Source organism: Mycobacterium sp. E796 (genome assembly GCF_001672815.1).
Classification (GTDB): Bacteria; Actinomycetota; Actinomycetes; order Mycobacteriales; family Mycobacteriaceae; genus Mycobacterium.
This window is the reverse complement of the sequence record NZ_LZKK01000227.1, coordinates 1-18,376: the sequence shown is the minus strand read 5'-3', so window position 1 is coordinate 18,376 and position 18,376 is coordinate 1. Positions and strand designations below refer to the sequence as shown.

Genomic DNA, 18,376 nt, shown 5'->3' with positions numbered 1-18,376 from the left:
GAGATCCCGCCAGCGATCCCGACTTCACTGCGGCAACTCGGCTATCACACGTCAACGGCTACGCGCCGCCGTGCGAAAACTTGGATACCGCAACTTCGCGAGAGCCCAGCCGGTGTGTTGTCGGCTGGTGTTCGTGGCAATTAAGAGATGCGGTTCGCGTGTTCGCACGGCGGCGCGTAGCCGTTGACGTGTGATAGCCGAGTTGCCGCAGTGAAGTCGGGATCGCTGGCGGGATCCCTGAGGTGCGTTATCCGCGGAGGGAGAAGACATCCCGCATGGCGTCGACGGCATCGGCGTCGCCGTCGAAACGGATCCGGCGCAAGGCCGATTTCCGGGTGGCGGCGTCGCGGCCGAGACGGGCAGCGACAAGGTCAGCAGCGCTGGCGGTGACCGACACCCTGGGTTCACCGCAAGCGCTGGTCAGATGTCCGTGCCTGACCGTGAATTCGAAACGTCGGCCGTCAATGTCGATGCGGTAGGTGGTGTCCAGGTCGGCCGCGGCGGCGGGATCGAAGGCGAGCAGGATGCCCGCTAGGAACCCGTTGAGTGGCGTGACCGCACTGCTGTCCATGGGATCGATCTTGTCCAGGCCAAATCGAGCGATGGCCTGCACAATGGGCAGGACCCTCTGCCACGCCGCGTCGGTGAGGGTATACACCGTGCGGCCGATCGGGGCGGGTAAGTCGGTGCGGTCGACCAAGCCGGCGTCCTGCAATTCCTTGAGCCGTTGTGCGAGCAAGTTGGTGGCGATTCCGGGCAGTTCGGCTCGCAGATCGCTGTAGCGGCGAGGGCCGCCGACCAGTTCGCGCACGATCAGCAGTGTCCAGCGCTCGCCTATGACATCAAGCCCGCGTGCGATGGGGCAGTTCTGGTTGTAAACCCGGGTGTTCACGACACTACTTTAACAGTAAGGGAGCTGTTTATCCACCAGTCGCTTGATTTACTTGTTTCCATAGTTTACTGTTCTTCCCATGGTTGAGGGTCCGCGTCGGTCCGGGCCGTGCCCCAAGCGGTGACGGCCAACGCCGTCCCGGCCACAGCGCTACGAGTTGGTCCTACCCGGCCTAAGGAAGTGGGGAGATCGCGTGGGAAAGCCGTTTGAGAACAAGGTGGTGTTGGTTACCGGCGCTTCGCGCGGGATCGGCAAAGCCGTGGCGCTGGCATTTGCCAAGCAGGGAGCGCGGGTGGTCCTGGCGGCGCGCTCGGCTGACCGCCTCGCCGACGTGGCCGACGAGGTTCGGGCGCTGGGTTGCGACGTGTTGGCGGTGCCAACCGACGTGACGTCGCATGCTTCTGTTGTCGCGATGGTGGACGCGGCGTTGCAACAGTTCGGCAGGATCGATGTGCTGGTGAACAACGCCGGGATCGGCCGGGTCGGCGTGGTCGAGTCCGCGGAGTTCAGCGATAACGTGCGTGACACTCTTCAGGCGAGCCTGTTCGGGCTGATCGACGTGACCCAGCAGGTGTTGCCGACGATGCGCCGGCAGGGATCAGGTGCGATCGTGAATATGTCATCGGTGATGGGGCGCAAAGCCTTTGCCCGTTTCGGCTCGTACGCGGTCGTGATGCACGCGGTCTCAGCGGTCTCCGATGCTCTTCGCCAGGAACTGGCGGGCAGCAACATTCGGGTGTTGGTGATGTATCCCGCGCTGACCGCCACCGACCTGCTGCGTGAGGCCGATGAGGCCGATATGCCGCCGCCGTTTCGCCACATGACTCCGTTGGCGTCAGAAGATGTTGCGCGCGCGGTTGTTTCGGCGGTGCGGCGCGGAGCGCCTCGGGTGGTGATGCCGGGACCGGCCAAACTATTGCTGCTCGGCGAGGCGTTCTCGCCGCGGATCGGCGATCTGATAGCTTCCGCTCTTGCTCGGCGCTCCTTAATCCGGCTGGTGGGAATGAGTCGGGGCAAGACCTATCACCAGACGATCGGCGTCGGGTGAGGAGGATGCACAAAGCTCCTGGCGGGGCCTCGGCGCAGCAGCCGTTACGCTTGATTGCCCTGTGAGGCAACGCATCACGGTTTCTACCACCGCTGCCGAGTAATACGCTCATGCTCAACTTCTGACCAATTCAGGAAGGCCCCCGATGGCTCCGTTGACAGCTCGCGTTGAAGAGACACTGTTTACGACCTTTGCCCCACAAATCATCAAACACATCAAAGCCGTCTCTCCGCGGGACGCCGACGGCCTAGTCGGCGAGGTCTACGGGCAGATGAGACGAGAGTTTCAGCTGGTGCCACCGGTCACCTTGCACGCACCGATACCTGAGCTGCTGGCAGGGGTATGGGGGATGCTGCGGGAATCCATCGTCGCCGGCGCTGTGAGTCGCAGCCTGCGTGAAGTGGTCTGCGAAGGCGTCTCCGCGATCAACCAGTGCTCGTTTTGCGTTGACGCGCATAGCATGCTGCTGGTCGGTGCCGACGACACCAGCACCGCCGACGCGATCCGCGCGAATCGACCTGACCTGATCACAGACCGCAAAACCCGTGAGGTCGCGATGTGGGCGTTCGCCAACCGCCAGCCCGGCGCCGACATCTTGCGTTGCCCCCCTTTCACCGCTCAGGAGGCACCCCAGCTGATCGCCTCGGCCGCCAGCTTTCACTACATTGACCGGCTGGTGCAGGTCTTTCTCCCGGAGGGCCCTGTCCCGTTGCCGTCCAAGCTGCGCTGGCTGCGAGGGACCACCATCCGGGTGGCCGGCACACTGGCGGGCAAGCGGGTCATGGCGGTCGATGTCGCATCGGGGGGCGCGGTGGGCCGCCTCCCTGAGGCGACGCCGTCACGGGAGTTTGCCTGGGCCGCACCGCGGCCCGCGCTCGCGGCCGCCTTCGGCAGCCTCGAAGCCGTCATCGAGGACCTCGGCTCCGATGTGCTGGCACAGCCTGTGCGCGACTTGGTACGCGAGCACGTCGCGGCTTGGGATGGCCGAGAGCCGGGGATCAGTCGGGGCTGGGTCGAACAGGCGGTCACGGGTCTCGACGCCCGCGACCGAGCAGCGGGCAGGCTCGCCCTGCTGGTCGCGATTGCGCCCTATCAGATCGACGACGGGATCATCGCGGACTTCCGTGACAGCCAGCCCACGGATGCCGAGATTTTGGCGGCGGTCTCCTGGGCCAGCTTCACCGCAACGCGCAGGATCTCCGGATGGCTGTCCCCGGCTGCCTAGCAGCACATACTGGCGTGATTACCGGCCGGCCAACTGCCGCATGGTCATCGCGACCGCGACGTGTCCCGCGGCGCGTCGCCGGCCTTTCACGCGATGAGGGCGCCGCTTTCCCGTAGGGCCTGAATCTGGCTGTCGGTGCAGCCGAGCTCTTTGAGGATCTCCTCGTTGTGTTCGCCTTGGCGAGCGGGCACCTGGTCGGGCAGAATTCCGGCGTCCTCGCTGAAATGCCAAGGGGGAGCTGGGATGGTGATGACGCCGCCCTGCCGGTCGGAGACCTCGCGTGTGGTCACCCAAGTTTTGGCCCAGTCGGTCTCGTTGAATTCGGCGGTGTCCCGCAGGCGGCCAGTGGCGATCTTGGCTTCGTCGAACTGGGCGTCAAGGGATTCCATCGAGTCGAAGGTGTAGATCCAGTCCTGGACGATCGAATGCAGGACCGCGAGGTTCTTTCTGCGCAACTCGACGCTGAGGAAGCGCGGATCTTCGGCGAGGTCTGGCCGGCGCATGGCGCGTAGGTAGAACGGGAAGGTCGCGGTGCCGACGATGCTGATCGGCGCGACGAATTGGTGGCCCTCGGGGCTGGTGAAGAAGGGACAGTCGGTGGCGCCCAGGATGGGGGGCTCGGCGCCGAGGTCTATGCCCGACAGATCGTAGTGGACACGCTCGTTAATCGAGGTGAGCACAGCGGCCATCGCGACGTCGACGTACTGGCCGCGGCCGGTGACCCTGCGCCGCTGCAGCGCGGCCAGCACGGCGATGGCGGCGTGCAGGCCGGCGTAGACGTCGCCGTGCGAGAGTGCGTCGGACCGGCTCGCCTCGCCGTCAACGCCGAACTGTTGCAAGGTGTTTCGGGTGAACCCGACTTCGGCTTGGACGGTGGGTGCATAGGCCATGCGGGTGCGCCACGGCCCCTTCTGGCCGTAGCCGCTGATCGAGGCGTAGACCACGGCGGGATTGCGTGCGGACACCGAGTCGTAGTCAAGACCGAACGCGGCCAGCGCGCCGGGCCGGAAGTTCTCCACGATCACGTCGGCGGTGTCACAAAGCTCCGCGACGACCTCGCGTGCCGCGGGCACGTTCAAGTCGATGCTCAGGTTCCGCTTCCCGGCGTTCTGCTGCGCGTAGTAGCCGCTGATCTGACCCTGGCGCGGGTAGGCCAGCCGGCTGATGTCGCCGGCGGGGGGCTCGATCTTGATGACCTCGGCTCCAAGGTCCAGCAGGTGCTTGGTGCAGTGGGGTCCGGCAAGCACACGGGTGAAGTCGACGACCCGTACGTCCTCGAGTGGCCGCGTCATCGTCAGCGCCCCACGAACCGGGCGGCGCCGGGGCCGTTTATCTCGAGCGATTCCAAACCCCGCTTCAAATCGTCGGATCGCCAATACTCCTGCTGCAGTTCGCGCATGGCCTCGTCGGCCGCAGGCACTCCATGGGCCAGGGTGTAGGACACGATCGCCTTGGTGGACGCGTGCGCCAGGGTCGGGCCGTTGGCCAGTTCGCGAGCGAGCGTCATACTCGCATCGCCAAGTTTCTCGTCGGGCACCACCCGGTTGATGACGTTCCATCGCTCCAAGGTCCGGGGATCGTACCGGCGGCCCAACAAGACCATTTCCTTGGCGCGGGCGGCGCCGGCGCGTTCGGTGATGCGCTGTATCCCGCCCATCAACGGGTTCAGTCCAATGGTCGCCTCGACGCAGCCAATCTTGGCCGACTCGCCGGCGATGACGAGATCGCTTGCCAGCGCTAGCTCCAACCCCCCGCCTACGGTCACGCCGTGTATAGCGGCCACGATCGGTATCGGCAGCGTGTCAAAGGCACGCAGCACCGCCACCAGGTCGACGTCCGGGGCGACCCCTCGCTCGGCGCTCTCGAACAGCGCGACGTCGGCACCCGCACAGAAGTTGCGCAACCCGCTGCGCAGCAGCACGGAGCGCGCCCCCTGGGCCTTCGCCCACCCGAGGCCGTCGAGGAGGCCATCGATCAATGCCAGCCCGAGGAAATTGTGTGGGGCGTACTGCATCGTCAGCACGGCCACCTGTCCGTCCAATTCGCGCCCCACGGGGGGTGTATCCGGGCCCGGGACAACCACGCGGGCGGGGTAGCCAGCGCCCAGCTCTGTCTCGGTGTTCATCACGCCATCACAACTATGTCTATCGTCATACTTATAAAAGTAGTCGCATTCACACCGATATTCAACGTCAAGGTGCAAACTATGTATGATGGACGACATGGCGCAGCGCAGCGACAGCAGAGACCGGATGATCGCGGCCGCTCGGGGGCTGTTCCGCGAGCACGGTTACCTGGGCACCGCCCTGTCCGATGTCATTGAGGAAAGCGCCGCTCCGCGGGGTTCGTTGTACTTCCACTTTCCCGGCGGGAAGGAAGAACTGGCGACCGAAGTCGTCCTGCGGCATACATCCGAGGTCATCGCGCATGTCAATCGGGTGGCCGGCGCCACCACCACCGCGGCCGACCTCATCGCTGGATTCCTGAAGCTCTTCCGCGACGAAATCGTCTCCAGTGACTACCGCCGAGGCTGTGCCGTCGCGCCCATCGTCATCGAATCCACGCCAGCGTCGCAGCCGCTGAGCGACGTAACCCGCCGGGGATTCGGCGACGTCATCGCCACACTTGCCGCACGCCTGGAAGAGAAGGGCGTCTCCCGCGAGCGGGCTCACGACCTAGCCACGCTGGCGGTCACCACCATGGAGGGGGCTCTCATCTTGAGCCGGACGCTGCGCAGCCCCAAGCCGTTCGAGACTGCCATCACCACGCTCACCGCCGCCGCGCAGGCCGCAACCGATGCCACGGCATAAGGACATCGCAACCGAATCGGAAGGGACGCTATGACCACGACCGCGTTGAAGGCCAACGATCTGAGCGAATACCTCATCGGGGCCTGGACGCTGGAGTCGTATCAGAGCTCGGTGCTCGACGGCTCCGACGTGCGTTATCCATTAGGACCCGACGCCGTGGGGATCATCATGTACACCCCCGATGGCTACATGTCGGCGCAGATCATGCGGGCTGACCGGCCGCCACTAGATGTGGGCGACCTTTCCACCGGCGACGACGCCGAGTTGGCAACCGCCGCACGTGGATATCTGGCCTACACGGGCCCCTACACCACCACCGACGACAGCGTCGTCGCCCACCACGTCGACGTCAGTCTGCTGCCCAATTGGATCGGCGGAACGCAGTATCGAGCGGCCCAAATTGGGGACTCCCGACTCGAGCTCAGTCCCACCGAACCCGTGCTCATCGACGGACAGCGCCGCAACGGTCGCCTGGTCTGGCGGCGCGTTCAGCCGCTTTCGGCCTGACAGGTCAAAAGGCACCGGAACACACGCGTCCGACGATGTGGTCGGCGGCGCCAATCGTTGACGGCGGGCGATATCCGGATTGATCCGGATTTTTCGGGTTACTCCGGGTGAGGGCGCTGAGCGGTGTGGACGGAGCGGCTCGACGCCTCCTTGTGCGCCCAGAATCCGAAGGATGCTCGAGCGCGCCGATGCACGAAGGGGGAGTGACGCCGTGCGCGAGGACGACGAGAACTCGATCCACCGCGGGGGCCCACGCTCCGAGGGCAATCTAGAACTGTTTTTCGATCTCGTATTCACTTTCGCCATGTCGCAGGTCACGGTGATTGTCCTGCACGATCTTTCGCCGAGGGGTTTCGGCCGGGCCGCCCTGGCGCTGCTTGCGGTGTGGTGGGCCTGGGCGGGTTACACCTGGCTCATCAACACGTTCGACGCGCCCGACGTGTGGCACGAGGCCGTGGTCATCGCTGCGATGGCCGCGATGCTCGTCGCGGCAGCGGCGCTTCCGGCAGCTTTCGGGTCGGGCGCGCTGGTCTTCGCGATCGGCCTTCTGGTGGTTCGGTTGATCCACGTGGCGAAGTTCGTCGCCCTCGCTTCCCACGAGGACGCCGCGTTGCGGCAGGGCACCCGTCGAATAGCGCCGGCGTTCGTCGCGGCCCCCGCATGCATCGTGGCCGCGGCGTTAATGGACTCGCCGGGCCGCGAACTGTTGTGGATAGCCGCGGCGGTGATCGACTACGGCGCACCGGGCGTCCTCGGTCTCGGTGGATTTCGCATCTCGCCGTCCTACTTCGTGTCGCGCCACGGGTCGATCATCATCATCGCGCTCGGTGAGGTGGTGGTCGGATTAGGTGGAGCTGCAAGGGATCTCGGTCGGTGGGAGGTCATCGCTGCTCTGGTGCTGGGTGTGGCGGTCATGGCCACGTTCTGGTGGACCTACTTTGGTCTAACCTCCGGAGCGCGGCAGCGGCTGGAGCAGGCCACCGGTATAGAACGGGCTCATCTTGCCCGCGACGCCTACAGCTACCTGCATCTGCCGCTGGTCGCCGGCATCATGCTGTTCGCCGTCGGAGCGCACGCCACCATCGAGCACGCCACCCACCCACTGCCGCTGCCGCCCGCCGTCGCACTGGCCGGCGGCATGGCGCTGTTCTACCTCGCTGACGTCGCCTACCGATGGCGAGACCACCGGCAAGCCCCGGTTGACCGCACCCTTACCGGTGTGGCCGCGGCGGCGACTCTGCCAGCTTTGTTGCACATGCCCGCCCTCGCAGCGCTCGGCCTGCTCGCCGGCATCGGCGTTTGCCGGTTGGTCTGGGAATTGTTGCGGCGCCCGCGGGTCGGTCCGGCCGTAGCAGGACAGGCGCGTTGAGGGATTGCGCCGCTCACGCGAGCGGGTGCGTCCGCGGGTCGGTTGAGCAGCCAGCCGACACGAGACAAAGGTAAACCGGCGCTTCGAGCGCCATAACCGACAGGAGAGCCTGATGTCACAGGCAAGACGCCTTTCTGGGCGAAAAATCGCAGCATTGGCGGCCGACGGCTTCGAGAAGGTGGAGCTGGTAATCCCTTTGCGTGCATTGCAATTGGCCGGCGCCAAGGTGGATATCGTGTCGCTGCGCCGCGGCCGCATCCGCGGAGTGAATTTGCATATGCCGGCTAGCCGGGTCGGCGTGGACAAGGTCGTCACCGACGCCGACCCTGGCGCCTACGACGGACTGCTGCTTCCGGGCGGCTTCATCAACCCGGATCTGCTGCGGCAGTCGGCGGCCGCCCGGGACTTTGTCCGTGCGTTCGATCACGCCGGCAAGCCAATCGCCACGTTGTGTCACGGTCCGTGGGTGCTCGCGTCGGCAGGATTGCTCACTGGGCGCACCCTGACCTCGTGGCCGGGCATCCGCGACGACTTGGTGAACGCCGGCGCCACCTGGCTTGACCGCGAGGTCGTGCGTGATCGCAACCTCCTCACCAGTCGGGGGCCCCAGGACATGAGGGCTTTTCTCCCGGCGACCCTCGACATCTTCGCCGAGCCGACGGATCAAATGCAGACGGTCACGAACCATAACGGCTCGGATCCGCAGCTCGACAAGCCGCTCGGCTGGGCCGTGTCCGCCTTGCGTTGGTCACCGAAGCCCTCGGCGGCGGCACTGACCAGCGCGGCCGCGGCGGCACTGGCGTCGCCCCTACGCAGACGGATCTCCATCAAGAACTAGAGAAGCACCCTGGTCTTGGCCGGCTGTACGGATGTGGCTCCATTCCCCGGTGCCCGTAGGCGCGCTGCGAGATCGAGCAGCAAACTTCATGCTTGCGCAGCTGCAGCGCGGGTATTCGTCTCAGCACGATGACAGGAAGGTCCGATCGACCCACGGACGAAATCGACTCGTGCGTGCGCGTTTACGGGACACGGGTCCACAATCTACGGAGTGTCGACGTCGTAGCGCCGCGTGACGCCCTGGTCGCGTTCACCGGGATCTCCGGGTCCGGCAAATCGTCGTTGGCCTTCGGGACCATTTATGCCGAGGCTCAGCGCCGCTACTTCGAGTCGGTCGCCCCGTACGCGCGTCGCCTGCTACTGCCGGCCGGCGCGCCAAAGGTCGACGACATCACCGGGCTACCGCCCGCCGTTGCGTTGCAGCAGCGACGGGGTTCGGCGACATCGCGGTCGACCGTCGGCACCGTCACCACCCTGTCGAACCTGCTGAGGATGCTGTTCTCTCGCGCCGGAACCTACCCGCCGGGGGCCACCGAACGACTGGACTCCGACGCGTTCTCCCCGAACACCGCGGTTGGGGCGTGCCCCGAATGCCACGGGTTGGGACGAATCCATCGGGTAACCGAAGAGACACTGGTACCGGACCCTTCACTGACCATCCGCGAAGGCGCCGTCGCCGCATGGCCGGGCGCGTGGCAGGGCCAAAACCTACGCGACATCCTGGTCACGCTGGGGTACGACATCGACAAGCCCTGGCGAAAACTTCTTAAGCGCCAACGCGATTGGATCCTTTTCACCGATGAGCAGCCAACAGTGGAGATCGATCCGAGCCAGCACCCCGTGCAGGCCGATTATTACTACAACGGGACGTTCTCCAGCGCCGAACGTCACGTCCGCCACACGTTGGCCAACTCCCACAGCGCGATGATGCGCCGCCGCGTGCTGCAATTTGTCGACACCGTCGAATGCCCAGTATGCGAGGGTTCCGGGCTGCGACCCGAGGCGCTGAAGGTGACATTCGCCGGGCGCACCATCGCCGACTACGCGGGGATGCCGTTGGCCGGCCTTGCTGACGCGTTGCGCCCGACGGCTTCCCGGACCGATGCCGCTCCAGCGTACGAGTCAACGGAATCCGGTGAGTTGACGGAAGTGGCCACGATGATCGCCGCCGACCTCGTCGCGCGCCTGCAGGTACTCATCGATCTCGGCCTCGGCTACCTCACGCTGAGTCGCCGCACTCCTACGGTGTCGCCCGGTGAATTGCAGCGGTTGCGGCTCGCCACCCAATTGCGCGCCGGTTTGTTCGGGGTGCTCTACGTGCTCGACGAGCCCTCGGCCGGACTGCACCCCGCGGACGCCGAACCGCTACTCGACGTGCTCGATCGCCTGCGGCGCGCGGGCAATTCGCTATTCGTGGTCGAGCACGACATGGACGTGGTACGCCGCGCCGATTGGATCGTCGACGTCGGACCGGGGGCGGGAGAGCTGGGCGGGAGCGTGCTCTACAGCGGGCCGGTGCCGGGTCTTGCGGACACCGAGGAATCGGTCACTCGCAAGTACCTTTTCGAGGAGGCCAGGCCGCCCTCTCGTCAATCCCGCACGCCGTCCGGGCGGCTGCGGCTGCGCGGGATCTGCTTCCACAATTTGAGAGACCTCGATGTGGACCTTCCACTCGGTGTGTACACCGCGGTCACCGGAGTGTCCGGCTCCGGCAAGTCAACGCTCGTCGTCAAGGTCCTCGGCGACGTCGTGAACAGCCATCTCGGCACGGGACGTGCCTTGGAGCCGGCCGAAGCCGACGGCGACGAAAGTGACACTGAGATCGTCGATCTCGATCACGACGCCAGCCTCGGCGTGACGGCGGAAGGTGTCGAGAAGATCAATCGGCTGGTATCCGTTGACCAGCGCCCGATCGGACGCACGCCGCGCTCGACGCTGGCGACGTACACCGGCTTATTCGACGCCGTGCGCCAGGAATTCGCCGCCACTTCAAAGGCGCGTCGCCGCGGTTGGGCAGCGGGCCGGTTCTCGTTCAATGTGCCCGAGGGGCGCTGCCCCACCTGCCAGGGGGAGGGTTTTGTCTCGGTCGAATTGCTGTTTCTGCCAGGCACATACGCCACATGCCCAGCATGTCACGGCTCGCGTTACTCCGACGAGACACTCGAGGTGCGCTACCGCGATCGCACGATCGCCGACGTGCTCGCGATGACCGTGGATGAGGCCTCAAACTTTCTCGCCGACGTTACGAAGGCGGCCCGAAGCTTGACCACGTTGCGAGAGGTCGGACTGGGATATCTCCGTCTCGGACAGCCGGCGACTGAACTGTCAGGCGGCGAGGCGCAGCGGATCAAGCTTGCCTCCGAACTCCAGAGACCGCGCCGAGGGCATACCCTCTATGTTCTCGACGAGCCGACCACCGGGCTTCATCCCGCCGATGTGGATCTGCTCGATCGTCAATTGCACCGCTTAGTCGACGCGGGCAATACGGTGGTGGTGGCCGAACATGACATGCGGATGGTCGCGGACGCGGACTGGGTGATCGACCTGGGACCGAGAGCCGGTAGTGACGGCGGTCGAGTCGTTGCGGCGGGCCCGCCTACCAAGGTGGCACGTGCGAAAAACAGCCGCACGGCGCCGTATCTGGCGAAACGGTTGGCGCCGTTGGCTATTCGCTGAAAAGTCGAGTCTTTCTTGTGAATCAACCCGCCATTCCGTTGGGTTCGTGCCGCCCGCCTCAATCACAGGGCGGAGGCGGGCACGGGGGCGGACAGGGAGGCGGACATGGCGGCGGGGGCGGACAGGGCGGCGGAGGCGGACATGGAGGCGGGCAGTGGTGCGGCGGTGGCGGCGGCGGTGTGAGACCTGGCAAGCCCAGCACGTTGAGGTCGAACAACACTTTCTGATCCAGTGCGCCCAGTAGACCGCCGACCTGACCGCCGCCAATGACTTGGTAGGAGTCACCGGCCAAAAGGCTGGCGGTGAAGTCCGCCGGGACCTGCGCACCAATGAGACTGTCGCCAGTCTGCTCACCGGTACCCAGCATCAGATTCCAGAAGTTGTAGACGTCGTTGACGACGCCGTTGAGCGCATGGTTGGTGCCAAAGACGGTCTGCTCCAAGCCCATCTCGCTGGTGATCAGGGACTGGTTGAATGCCAATTCACTGTGGACCAGGTTGTTGGTGAAGCCGATCTGGGCTTGCACAAATTGCTGGAACATGCCGACCGACGAGGTCGCCGACCACGCCTGCGCCGACACCGGAAGCCCGCTCACCATCGCCTGCAACGGCGTCCCATTGATGACCGTACTGAACGCCGCCTGCATCGCCCCGTGGCCAGTCATCGCGCCGGTGACCAAGCCGCCCATATTGAGCTCGAACATCAGTCCCTGATCGAGGGCACCCAACAGGCCACCGACCTCGCCGCCGTGAACAGCGAGGCTTGGGCTACCAACCAACAGGCTGGAAGTCAGGTTGAGGTTCGCAGGTACCTGCGCACCCAGCAGACTGTTGACGGTCTGCTCACCGGTGCCCACCATCGTGTTGCAGAAGTTGAAAACATTGTTGACCGCGCCGTTCAATGCGTTATTGGTGCCGAAGACAGCCTGCTCTATCCCCATCTCGTTGGTGACCAGGGAGGCGTTTAAGCCGAACTCACCGTTGACTATTGTTGTGTTAAAGCCGATCTGGGCCTGCGCGAATTGCTCCAACACGTTGACTGGCGCATGTGTGGCAGCCACCAACGATGCCTGGGTAGGCGCAGGTATTCCATTCAGCACCATCCCCGGAAGCCCGGATAGCCCACCACCAAAGCTGCCCGACAACGCAGTGTTCACCTGGGCGCCCAGCCCGGAAAGCCCGCCGGTGAGGTCGGCCTCCAGCGCGGGCAGTCCAGCGCGCAAACTTGCCGCCAGCGCTTCACCATTCCCCGCCGACAATGCCTGCGCGGGCGTATTCAGCGCGGTCGCCAGGGTCGGGACGACGTTGGCCTCGGCCGCCGCATAGGTGTTAGCACCCGCGGCCAAAGCCTGCACAAACTGCTCGTGAAATGCCTCCGCCTGCGTGCTGAGCTGTTGGAACCCCGACGCATATTGGGAAAACAGGGCAGCGATCCGGCCTGATATCTCATCGGCGGCCGCAGGCAGTACACCCGTTGTCGCGGCCGCGGCTGCGTTGTTGGCCAAACCGATCGCCGAACGGATATTCGCCAAATCCGTTGCGGCATCCTGGATTATCTGCGGAGCTGCGACCAGAAACGACACCGTTACCTCCCGAGGCTCATCCCCTGCGGACCCATCCCGTGGCCCGTTCGGTGGTTGCTTACATACGCGAACCGTAACGCGAAACGGTCATAAAGTAGTGAAAAATGCAATTTTCATAACTATAACTCCAGTTATTAGGCGTGTGTCGATCCGTTAAGGATGCTATAGGCGGGCTAAGCCGACTATTGGGTATGACTGGTCTGAGTGACTGACGACGCGTCGCCGACGATGCGACCGGTGCCGCGCTCGCGGCGGTGCAGGATGCAGGCTGCATGACGCGGCAGCCAACCAGGTGTGACATCGAGTCGGAGGTCGCAGCGAACGCGGCGGTTTAGGACGGGCACTTAATCACAGGTCTGATGACCGTCTTCGCGGCGGCCCCTGCCGGCGACGCGGTCAACCTTGCTTCCCGAACGCCGGGCCGCGCGAATGGCACTGAGAGAGGCGCCGACTCAGTCGTCCTGTGTGCGTGAGTTCTGTTGGTCGAATCGTTGGCGTTGTCGGGCCCCATATGCCGCCGCCTTCACGGTGTCGTCGTCCTCCATCCCCGATCCGAGGGCACCGCCCAGCGTGGCGACCGCCGCTACCAGCCAGGCCATCAGGAGTAGGGCCGAGAGGCCGACGGGATGGCCGATGCTTTTAGCCACCATTTCCGGAGGAAGCGTCCACCATGCGGTCACCAGCAGCAGGAGAAACAACCCAGCGTGGAAAATCATGACGCCGATTAGCAGAGTGACGACAGTTGAAGCGTTGTATAACACTGCGCGTTCGCGTCCGTCGGCTGACTGCGGGCGTTCCCACAGTTCGTGTTCGATGATCAGCCAGGCGATCATCGCTGCCGTCGCCAAGATGGTTGCGGTGGCTAATCGCCAGGGGCCCATAGTGGCGGACAGCTGCCAGATCGTCGGATATGCGAGGCTTACCGCCCCCGTGGCGAACGCCGCCATCATCACCTTGGACATGCCAGTGACCAGTCGCCACGGACGGTTCGCGTGAACCATCCCCGCCAGCAGCCGCAGACGCGACAGAGCAGTCGGCGCGAAGTAGCGGACAACATCGTCCTTCTGCTTCCGCGTCAGTCGCTTCACCGACGGATTGTGCTCGTTCGACTGCTCCGTCACCTCGGCCACGATGGTCCGCGCCAACTTCGTCACCCGGCGATCGACAAACACACCACCGACGCCGGGAATGGAAATGACTCCGAGTCGGCCAGGCACGCTGATGTCGGCTATCACCGGCGTCGTCCCATGACGTCTCGGCAAGTCGGTCAGGTAAATGACAATGTCTTCTTGTTCGCCACCCGGGTCGATCGTGTCAACGACGTCGGAGACCTCGGCATGTTCGTCGATTGGGTAGGCGTGACGCCGCACGGACACCTCCCACTTATCGCCGGCCGAAGCGAAGTTAGCGAGCGCGGTTGGTAGGGAACTAGACAGACGTTCGGCTATCGCGGCGGGAGCTCCCGGATCGGCGATAAGCAAGATTGACGATCGTCCGCCTACCATCTGGACCACCTACCCGCATCCCAGGCAGCGAAACCTCACCAGATGCCGGTTCGTGTACGTCCGACGATAGACTTCTGAGGACGCACTCGGCCACCGAATGGCAACCACTGTGCTTGTCCGGCTGGCCGATCCAGGAGCTAGCCGGCCGCGTTGGGAAGCAGCGCCGGGCAGTTCCCCGTCGCATCCGTCGCCAGTTCGAAGTGCCACAGCTCGTTGGCGTAAATCCGGCACAGCCCGAAGCGCGACCCGTTGGCGATCAGCCAGTCGTCGGCGCCCGCACCCCCGACGTCGACGGCCTCGCCGGCGACGTGTTTGGACATCGCCGGGGTCTGCACGTATTGCCGCGCCGCGGCGAGGCTCCCGTAGGTCTGCACAGCATTGTCCAGCAGCCGCTGCTGAAACTCCGGCGACCGCCAGCCCGAGGTGATGGTCATGGTTACGCCGTCGGCAGCGGCCGCCGTGGCGGCGCCTTGAATCGCTTTCAACAACGCCGGGTCGAGCCGTGCGATTGCCGAGTACTGGACGTCGAACGGCGTCAGCTGGCCCCCGTTCGGCAGGGAACCGTCGCCAGGGTCGGCAGGAGGAGCCAACGGGACCGAGTGATCGGCAAGGCTAGTGGGCGGTGCCGGTGGATCAGACGGCGCGAGGAAGCCGAACGCCACTGCAAAGGCGGCGGCCAACGCAATTGATCGCATGCTCCCTCTCCTGGCTGTTCTGTGGCACTCTACCGATGGGGCGTCCGGGGGGAGCGTCGGTCAAACCTGGCTGGTGGAAAACGGTTGCGTCTCTTGGCCCGCCAAGGCTATGAAGTTATAGATCGGCGCGGTGTCGTAGGTGTAGTGGGACGCATTCGGACCGGCCGCCAAGAACATGCCGCCGTTGTAGATCGCTTCGGTGATGGAAATAATTTCCTCCACGGATGTGGATGGGTTGACCAGCTTTAGCGCGTCGCGCAGGATCGCGAAAATATTTGGGCTGTTCGCGTTTTGGACGATGTTGTAGATCTGCGTCTCGATGACTCCCGGGCCCGCCTCGGCTGTCCACGGGTTCGGGCCGACGGGTGCGTCCGTGTAAATGTCGTTACCGATACCGATGGTGTTGACGAAATCGCCCCAGAAATGCGTCACCGGCGTGAGCAGGTGCGGTGCGACGTCGGCCGGCATCATGCAGGCCGGACCTGAAACGCCACCGGTGACAACGCCGTCCACGTCGGCCGGCATCGGCCAACCAGCGAACTGGTTGCCGGAAGCGAATCCCGGCAACCGGAGCGGGTTGCCCCAAACGCCCACCGCGACAATGCGGTTCGCGATCTGCGGGTTCATCCAAGCTATCGTGTGCAGGAATTGACACACGACGATGGCGCCCTGTGAGTATCCAAGCAGGATGATGGAACTCTCCGGATAGGACGGCGCTCCGGCTGGCGGATTGATTTGTGTGCAAAGCCTATTCAGCTCGGCGACGCCGGCGTCCACGCTTGGGCCCATGGGGAACACGCTCGCCGGGTAGTTACCGACGGGCTGCCAGTAGAACAGGTCTGGAAACGCGGCCGCCAGGGCGGAAGCTACTCCGGCGGGTTGCGGTGGCGCGGTGTTCCACATGTCGACACCGGTTCCCGATACGGTCATCACTATGTGCGGCATCATGCACCTTCCACGGGTATCTGAGATGCGAATTAGCGCTTAGAGGTGGAGTGCCCAGTACTCGGCAATCCGACACTCCCGCGGGAGTTCAGAATTTCCGCGTCCGGCCGCCCGCCGGAGTCGGCCTTACTTCCAGAACTCGTTCATGGGTTGCGCGTACATGTCGTTGGCAGTAAGCGGCCCCAGGGCTCCCGGCGAAGGACTCAAGGCGTCTTCGATGGTGGCCATCAGGCTGTACTGGTCGTAGTGGCTGGTGGCGACGAAGTGGCCGGATTGCATCGCCCCGGTCGCGGCGTTCACGGCGCCCGCGTTCGGGATGACGATCATCGGGACGTTGTTGCCCTGGTTACCGATGCCAAGCGACAGGTTGTTGTAGTCCTCGTCGAACGTGATGATGATCGCGTCGTGCTGCGTCGGGTCGGTCCACGTCGGCGAGCTTTGGATGGTGGACACCTGTTGCTGGACGAACTGGTCGCCGGCCGCGATGTTGTACTGATGCGTCGTGAGCTGGCTGCCCACGAAGTTCAGCGCGCCGGTCGGGAAACTCACGGGGCCTTCCATGTTGTTCGACTCGTTGGCGGCTATCCACGCGAATTTCGGTGCAGTGCTTGGGTTTTGCAGATCGGTGCCCAAATTCGTCAGCGGAAGCAGGTGGGTCGTCAGGTAGCCCGGGGTTTGGTTGGCATACACGTAGTTGAACATCGCGAACGGTAATTGGTCGACGGCGTAGTCCCCGGAGTCGACGATGGTGCCCGGGGCGGGCATGCTCTGCGCGTAGCCGGCCCATGTGACGCCCGAAGCATCCATTTTTGCCATGAGGTTGTTGTTTCCGTAGATGACGTTCGGCGGCGGGTTGACGTCAATGCCGTAGTCCGTTCCGCCCAGGATCCGGAAGTAGTTGGGGTCGCTGGGATGGCCGAGCGCGTAGTAGTTGTTGGCGTATCCGTAGCTGTTGATCAGGGCGTTGATGTACGGCGCGTTCGGGCTGCCGAGGATGTCGCCGACGCCGTGGTTCTCCATGTAGATGAGGAATACGTGATCCAGGTGGCCGACATTGGATGTCGGTACGGTGAGCGTCGGCTTGGCGAGGTTCGGATCGCCGACGGTGAACGACAGGTTGTCGGCGAAGGCGTTGTTGTAGTTGCCCAGGACCGGGTTGTGGTCGGCGAAAGTCGCGGTCACCACGGCCTTGGTGGTACCCACCGGGATCGTCCCGGAGACGTCCCGTCCCTGGAATCCGGTGATTCCCAACCGATCCAGCGACGTGACCGACGTGGTCGTCCCGGTGCCCAGAACGGCCCCGCTGTTGTTGAGGAACGTGACCTTCAGTGAGGTCGCGGACGGGTCCCCCAAGTAGCCGCCGAGCATGCCACTCAGCGTGTACGGCGTTGTGCCGGTGTTGATCTTGCCGGCTGCGGCGCTCAGGTCGACGATTTGGCTCATGGTCGACGTGGCCACGGGCCCGCCGCCGGCGAAATTGCTGCCGCCGCCCGGGGGCGCTGTTCCGGGGAAGCCCAGGAAACCCGGCAGGTCCGGGATGGAGAACGGTCCCGGGTAGCCGCGCGGGGTGCCGTAGGTGATGATCGTCGGCGTGCCGCTCACCGTCCAGCCGGGAATGGTCACGCCGCTGTAGCCCGACCCGGACGGGTCGGCCGTTTCGAAGCCGGGGTTGACCAACAGGTTCGGGCTCATCGGTAAACCGGGGATTCCGTTGCGGCCAAGCAATGTCCCGCCGGCCCCCACGGTGCCCGGGCCGCCCAATAGGCCGGCGGCGGCGTTGCCGCCGTTGCCGCCGTTGCCGCCGACGCCGACCAGGAAGGAACTGCCGCCGCTCCCGCCGCCTCCGCCGCTGAACGTCGAAGTGGCGGCGACGTCCGCGCCGGCCGCGCCGGGGCCGCCGTTGCCCACCAGCGACCCGCCATTCCCGCCGTGGCCGCCATCCCCGCCGGGGCCCGTCGCGGCGAATCCGCCGGGTCCACCGGCCCCGCCGGAGCCCACGAATCCGGCGCCGCCGCCGGCCCCGCCCTGGCCGCCGGAATGGGTCCCGGCGGTTGCTCCCGAAGTGCCGCCGGCGCCACCGGCACCGCCGGAGCCCACCCAGCCCGCGGTGGCGCCGACTCCGCCGAGGCCACCGGCGCCGTTAATGCTGGATCCGCCGGTCCCACCGGACCCGCCGGTGCCCGACAGCGCGCCACCCGCTCCGCCGGACCCGCCGGCCCCGCCGGCGTTGAACGAGCTGGCGCCGCCGTCGCCGCCGGTCCCGCCGGGACCGAACAGCGGGCCGC

Annotated in this window: 14 protein-coding genes and 1 pseudogene; 7 read left to right on the top strand and 8 right to left on the bottom strand. The window is 65.1% G+C overall.

From position 1 onward, the window contains the following. Window positions 1-247: 247 nt before the first annotated feature. Window positions 248-892 (bottom strand): helix-turn-helix domain-containing protein, encoded by a 645-nt coding sequence (locus A5706_RS16735; protein WP_068132567.1) that lies wholly within the window; start codon window positions 890-892, stop codon window positions 248-250. A 217-nt stretch (window positions 893-1,109) separates the two neighbouring features. Between A5706_RS16735 and A5706_RS16730 the strand changes: the two genes are divergently transcribed. Both A5706_RS16730 and A5706_RS16725 read left to right on the top strand, forming a co-directional pair. Next, window positions 1,110-1,940 (top strand): SDR family oxidoreductase, encoded by an 831-nt coding sequence (locus tag A5706_RS16730; RefSeq protein ID WP_197517861.1) that lies wholly within the window; start codon window positions 1,110-1,112, stop codon window positions 1,938-1,940. A 271-nt stretch (window positions 1,941-2,211) separates the two neighbouring features. Next, window positions 2,212-3,165 carry a carboxymuconolactone decarboxylase family protein gene (locus tag A5706_RS16725; protein WP_231985330.1) on the top strand — a complete coding sequence of 318 codons (954 nt, stop codon included), beginning with the start codon at window positions 2,212-2,214 and terminating at the stop codon, window positions 3,163-3,165. Between the two features lie 86 nt (window positions 3,166-3,251). On the opposite strand, the gene A5706_RS16720 is transcribed toward A5706_RS16725, so the two are convergent. Both A5706_RS16720 and A5706_RS16715 read right to left on the bottom strand, forming a co-directional pair. Beyond that, window positions 3,252-4,457 (bottom strand): CaiB/BaiF CoA-transferase family protein, encoded by a 1,206-nt coding sequence (locus A5706_RS16720; protein WP_068132560.1) that lies wholly within the window; start codon window positions 4,455-4,457, stop codon window positions 3,252-3,254. Between the two features lie 2 nt (window positions 4,458-4,459). Further along, a complete protein-coding gene (locus tag A5706_RS16715) occupies window positions 4,460-5,290 on the bottom strand; it encodes an enoyl-CoA hydratase/isomerase family protein (RefSeq protein WP_082964443.1) in 831 nt (276 codons plus the stop codon). 97 nt (window positions 5,291-5,387) lie between these two features. Here A5706_RS16715 and A5706_RS16710 point away from each other — a divergent pair, with 97 nt between their 5' ends. The 5 genes and pseudogenes from A5706_RS16710 to A5706_RS16690 all read left to right on the top strand — a co-directional run bounded on the left by A5706_RS16710 (window position 5,388) and on the right by A5706_RS16690 (window position 11,364). Further along, entirely contained in the window at window positions 5,388-5,975 is a 588-nt protein-coding gene (locus A5706_RS16710) for a TetR/AcrR family transcriptional regulator (protein WP_068132569.1), read from the top strand. Window positions 5,976-6,005: 30 nt separating this feature from the next. Next, complete coding sequence (locus A5706_RS16705) at window positions 6,006-6,482, top strand: lipocalin-like domain-containing protein (RefSeq protein WP_068132558.1); 477 nt, start codon at window positions 6,006-6,008, stop codon at window positions 6,480-6,482. Window positions 6,483-6,693: 211 nt separating this feature from the next. Further along, complete coding sequence (locus tag A5706_RS16700) at window positions 6,694-7,851, top strand: low temperature requirement protein A (RefSeq protein ID WP_231985329.1); 1,158 nt, start codon at window positions 6,694-6,696, stop codon at window positions 7,849-7,851. Window positions 7,852-7,963: 112 nt separating this feature from the next. Further along, window positions 7,964-8,512, top strand: a pseudogene (locus A5706_RS16695) (type 1 glutamine amidotransferase domain-containing protein); the annotation flags it as partial. A gap of 305 nt (window positions 8,513-8,817) precedes the next feature. Next, the gene (locus A5706_RS16690; RefSeq protein ID WP_068132553.1) at window positions 8,818-11,364 is read left to right on the top strand and encodes an excinuclease ABC subunit UvrA; all 2,547 of its coding nucleotides are present in this window, start codon (window positions 8,818-8,820) and stop codon (window positions 11,362-11,364) included. 58 nt (window positions 11,365-11,422) lie between these two features. Here A5706_RS16690 and A5706_RS33710 read toward each other — a convergent pair whose 3' ends face one another. From A5706_RS33710 to A5706_RS16665, 5 genes are all read right to left on the bottom strand, one after another. Beyond that, window positions 11,423-12,946 (bottom strand): PE family protein, encoded by a 1,524-nt coding sequence (locus A5706_RS33710; protein WP_082964442.1) that lies wholly within the window; start codon window positions 12,944-12,946, stop codon window positions 11,423-11,425. A 452-nt stretch (window positions 12,947-13,398) separates the two neighbouring features. Continuing rightward, a complete protein-coding gene (locus A5706_RS16680) occupies window positions 13,399-14,451 on the bottom strand; it encodes a hypothetical protein (protein ID WP_068132550.1) in 1,053 nt (350 codons plus the stop codon). A gap of 137 nt (window positions 14,452-14,588) precedes the next feature. Beyond that, window positions 14,589-15,146 carry a M15 family metallopeptidase gene (locus A5706_RS16675; RefSeq protein ID WP_068132548.1) on the bottom strand — a complete coding sequence of 186 codons (558 nt, stop codon included), beginning with the start codon at window positions 15,144-15,146 and terminating at the stop codon, window positions 14,589-14,591. A 60-nt stretch (window positions 15,147-15,206) separates the two neighbouring features. Next, the gene (locus tag A5706_RS16670; protein ID WP_231985328.1) at window positions 15,207-16,091 is read right to left on the bottom strand and encodes a cutinase family protein; all 885 of its coding nucleotides are present in this window, start codon (window positions 16,089-16,091) and stop codon (window positions 15,207-15,209) included. 126 nt (window positions 16,092-16,217) lie between these two features. Further along, window positions 16,218-18,376 (bottom strand): alkaline phosphatase family protein (locus A5706_RS16665; RefSeq protein WP_068132543.1); only part of this gene is annotated, 2,159 nt, incomplete at its 5' end.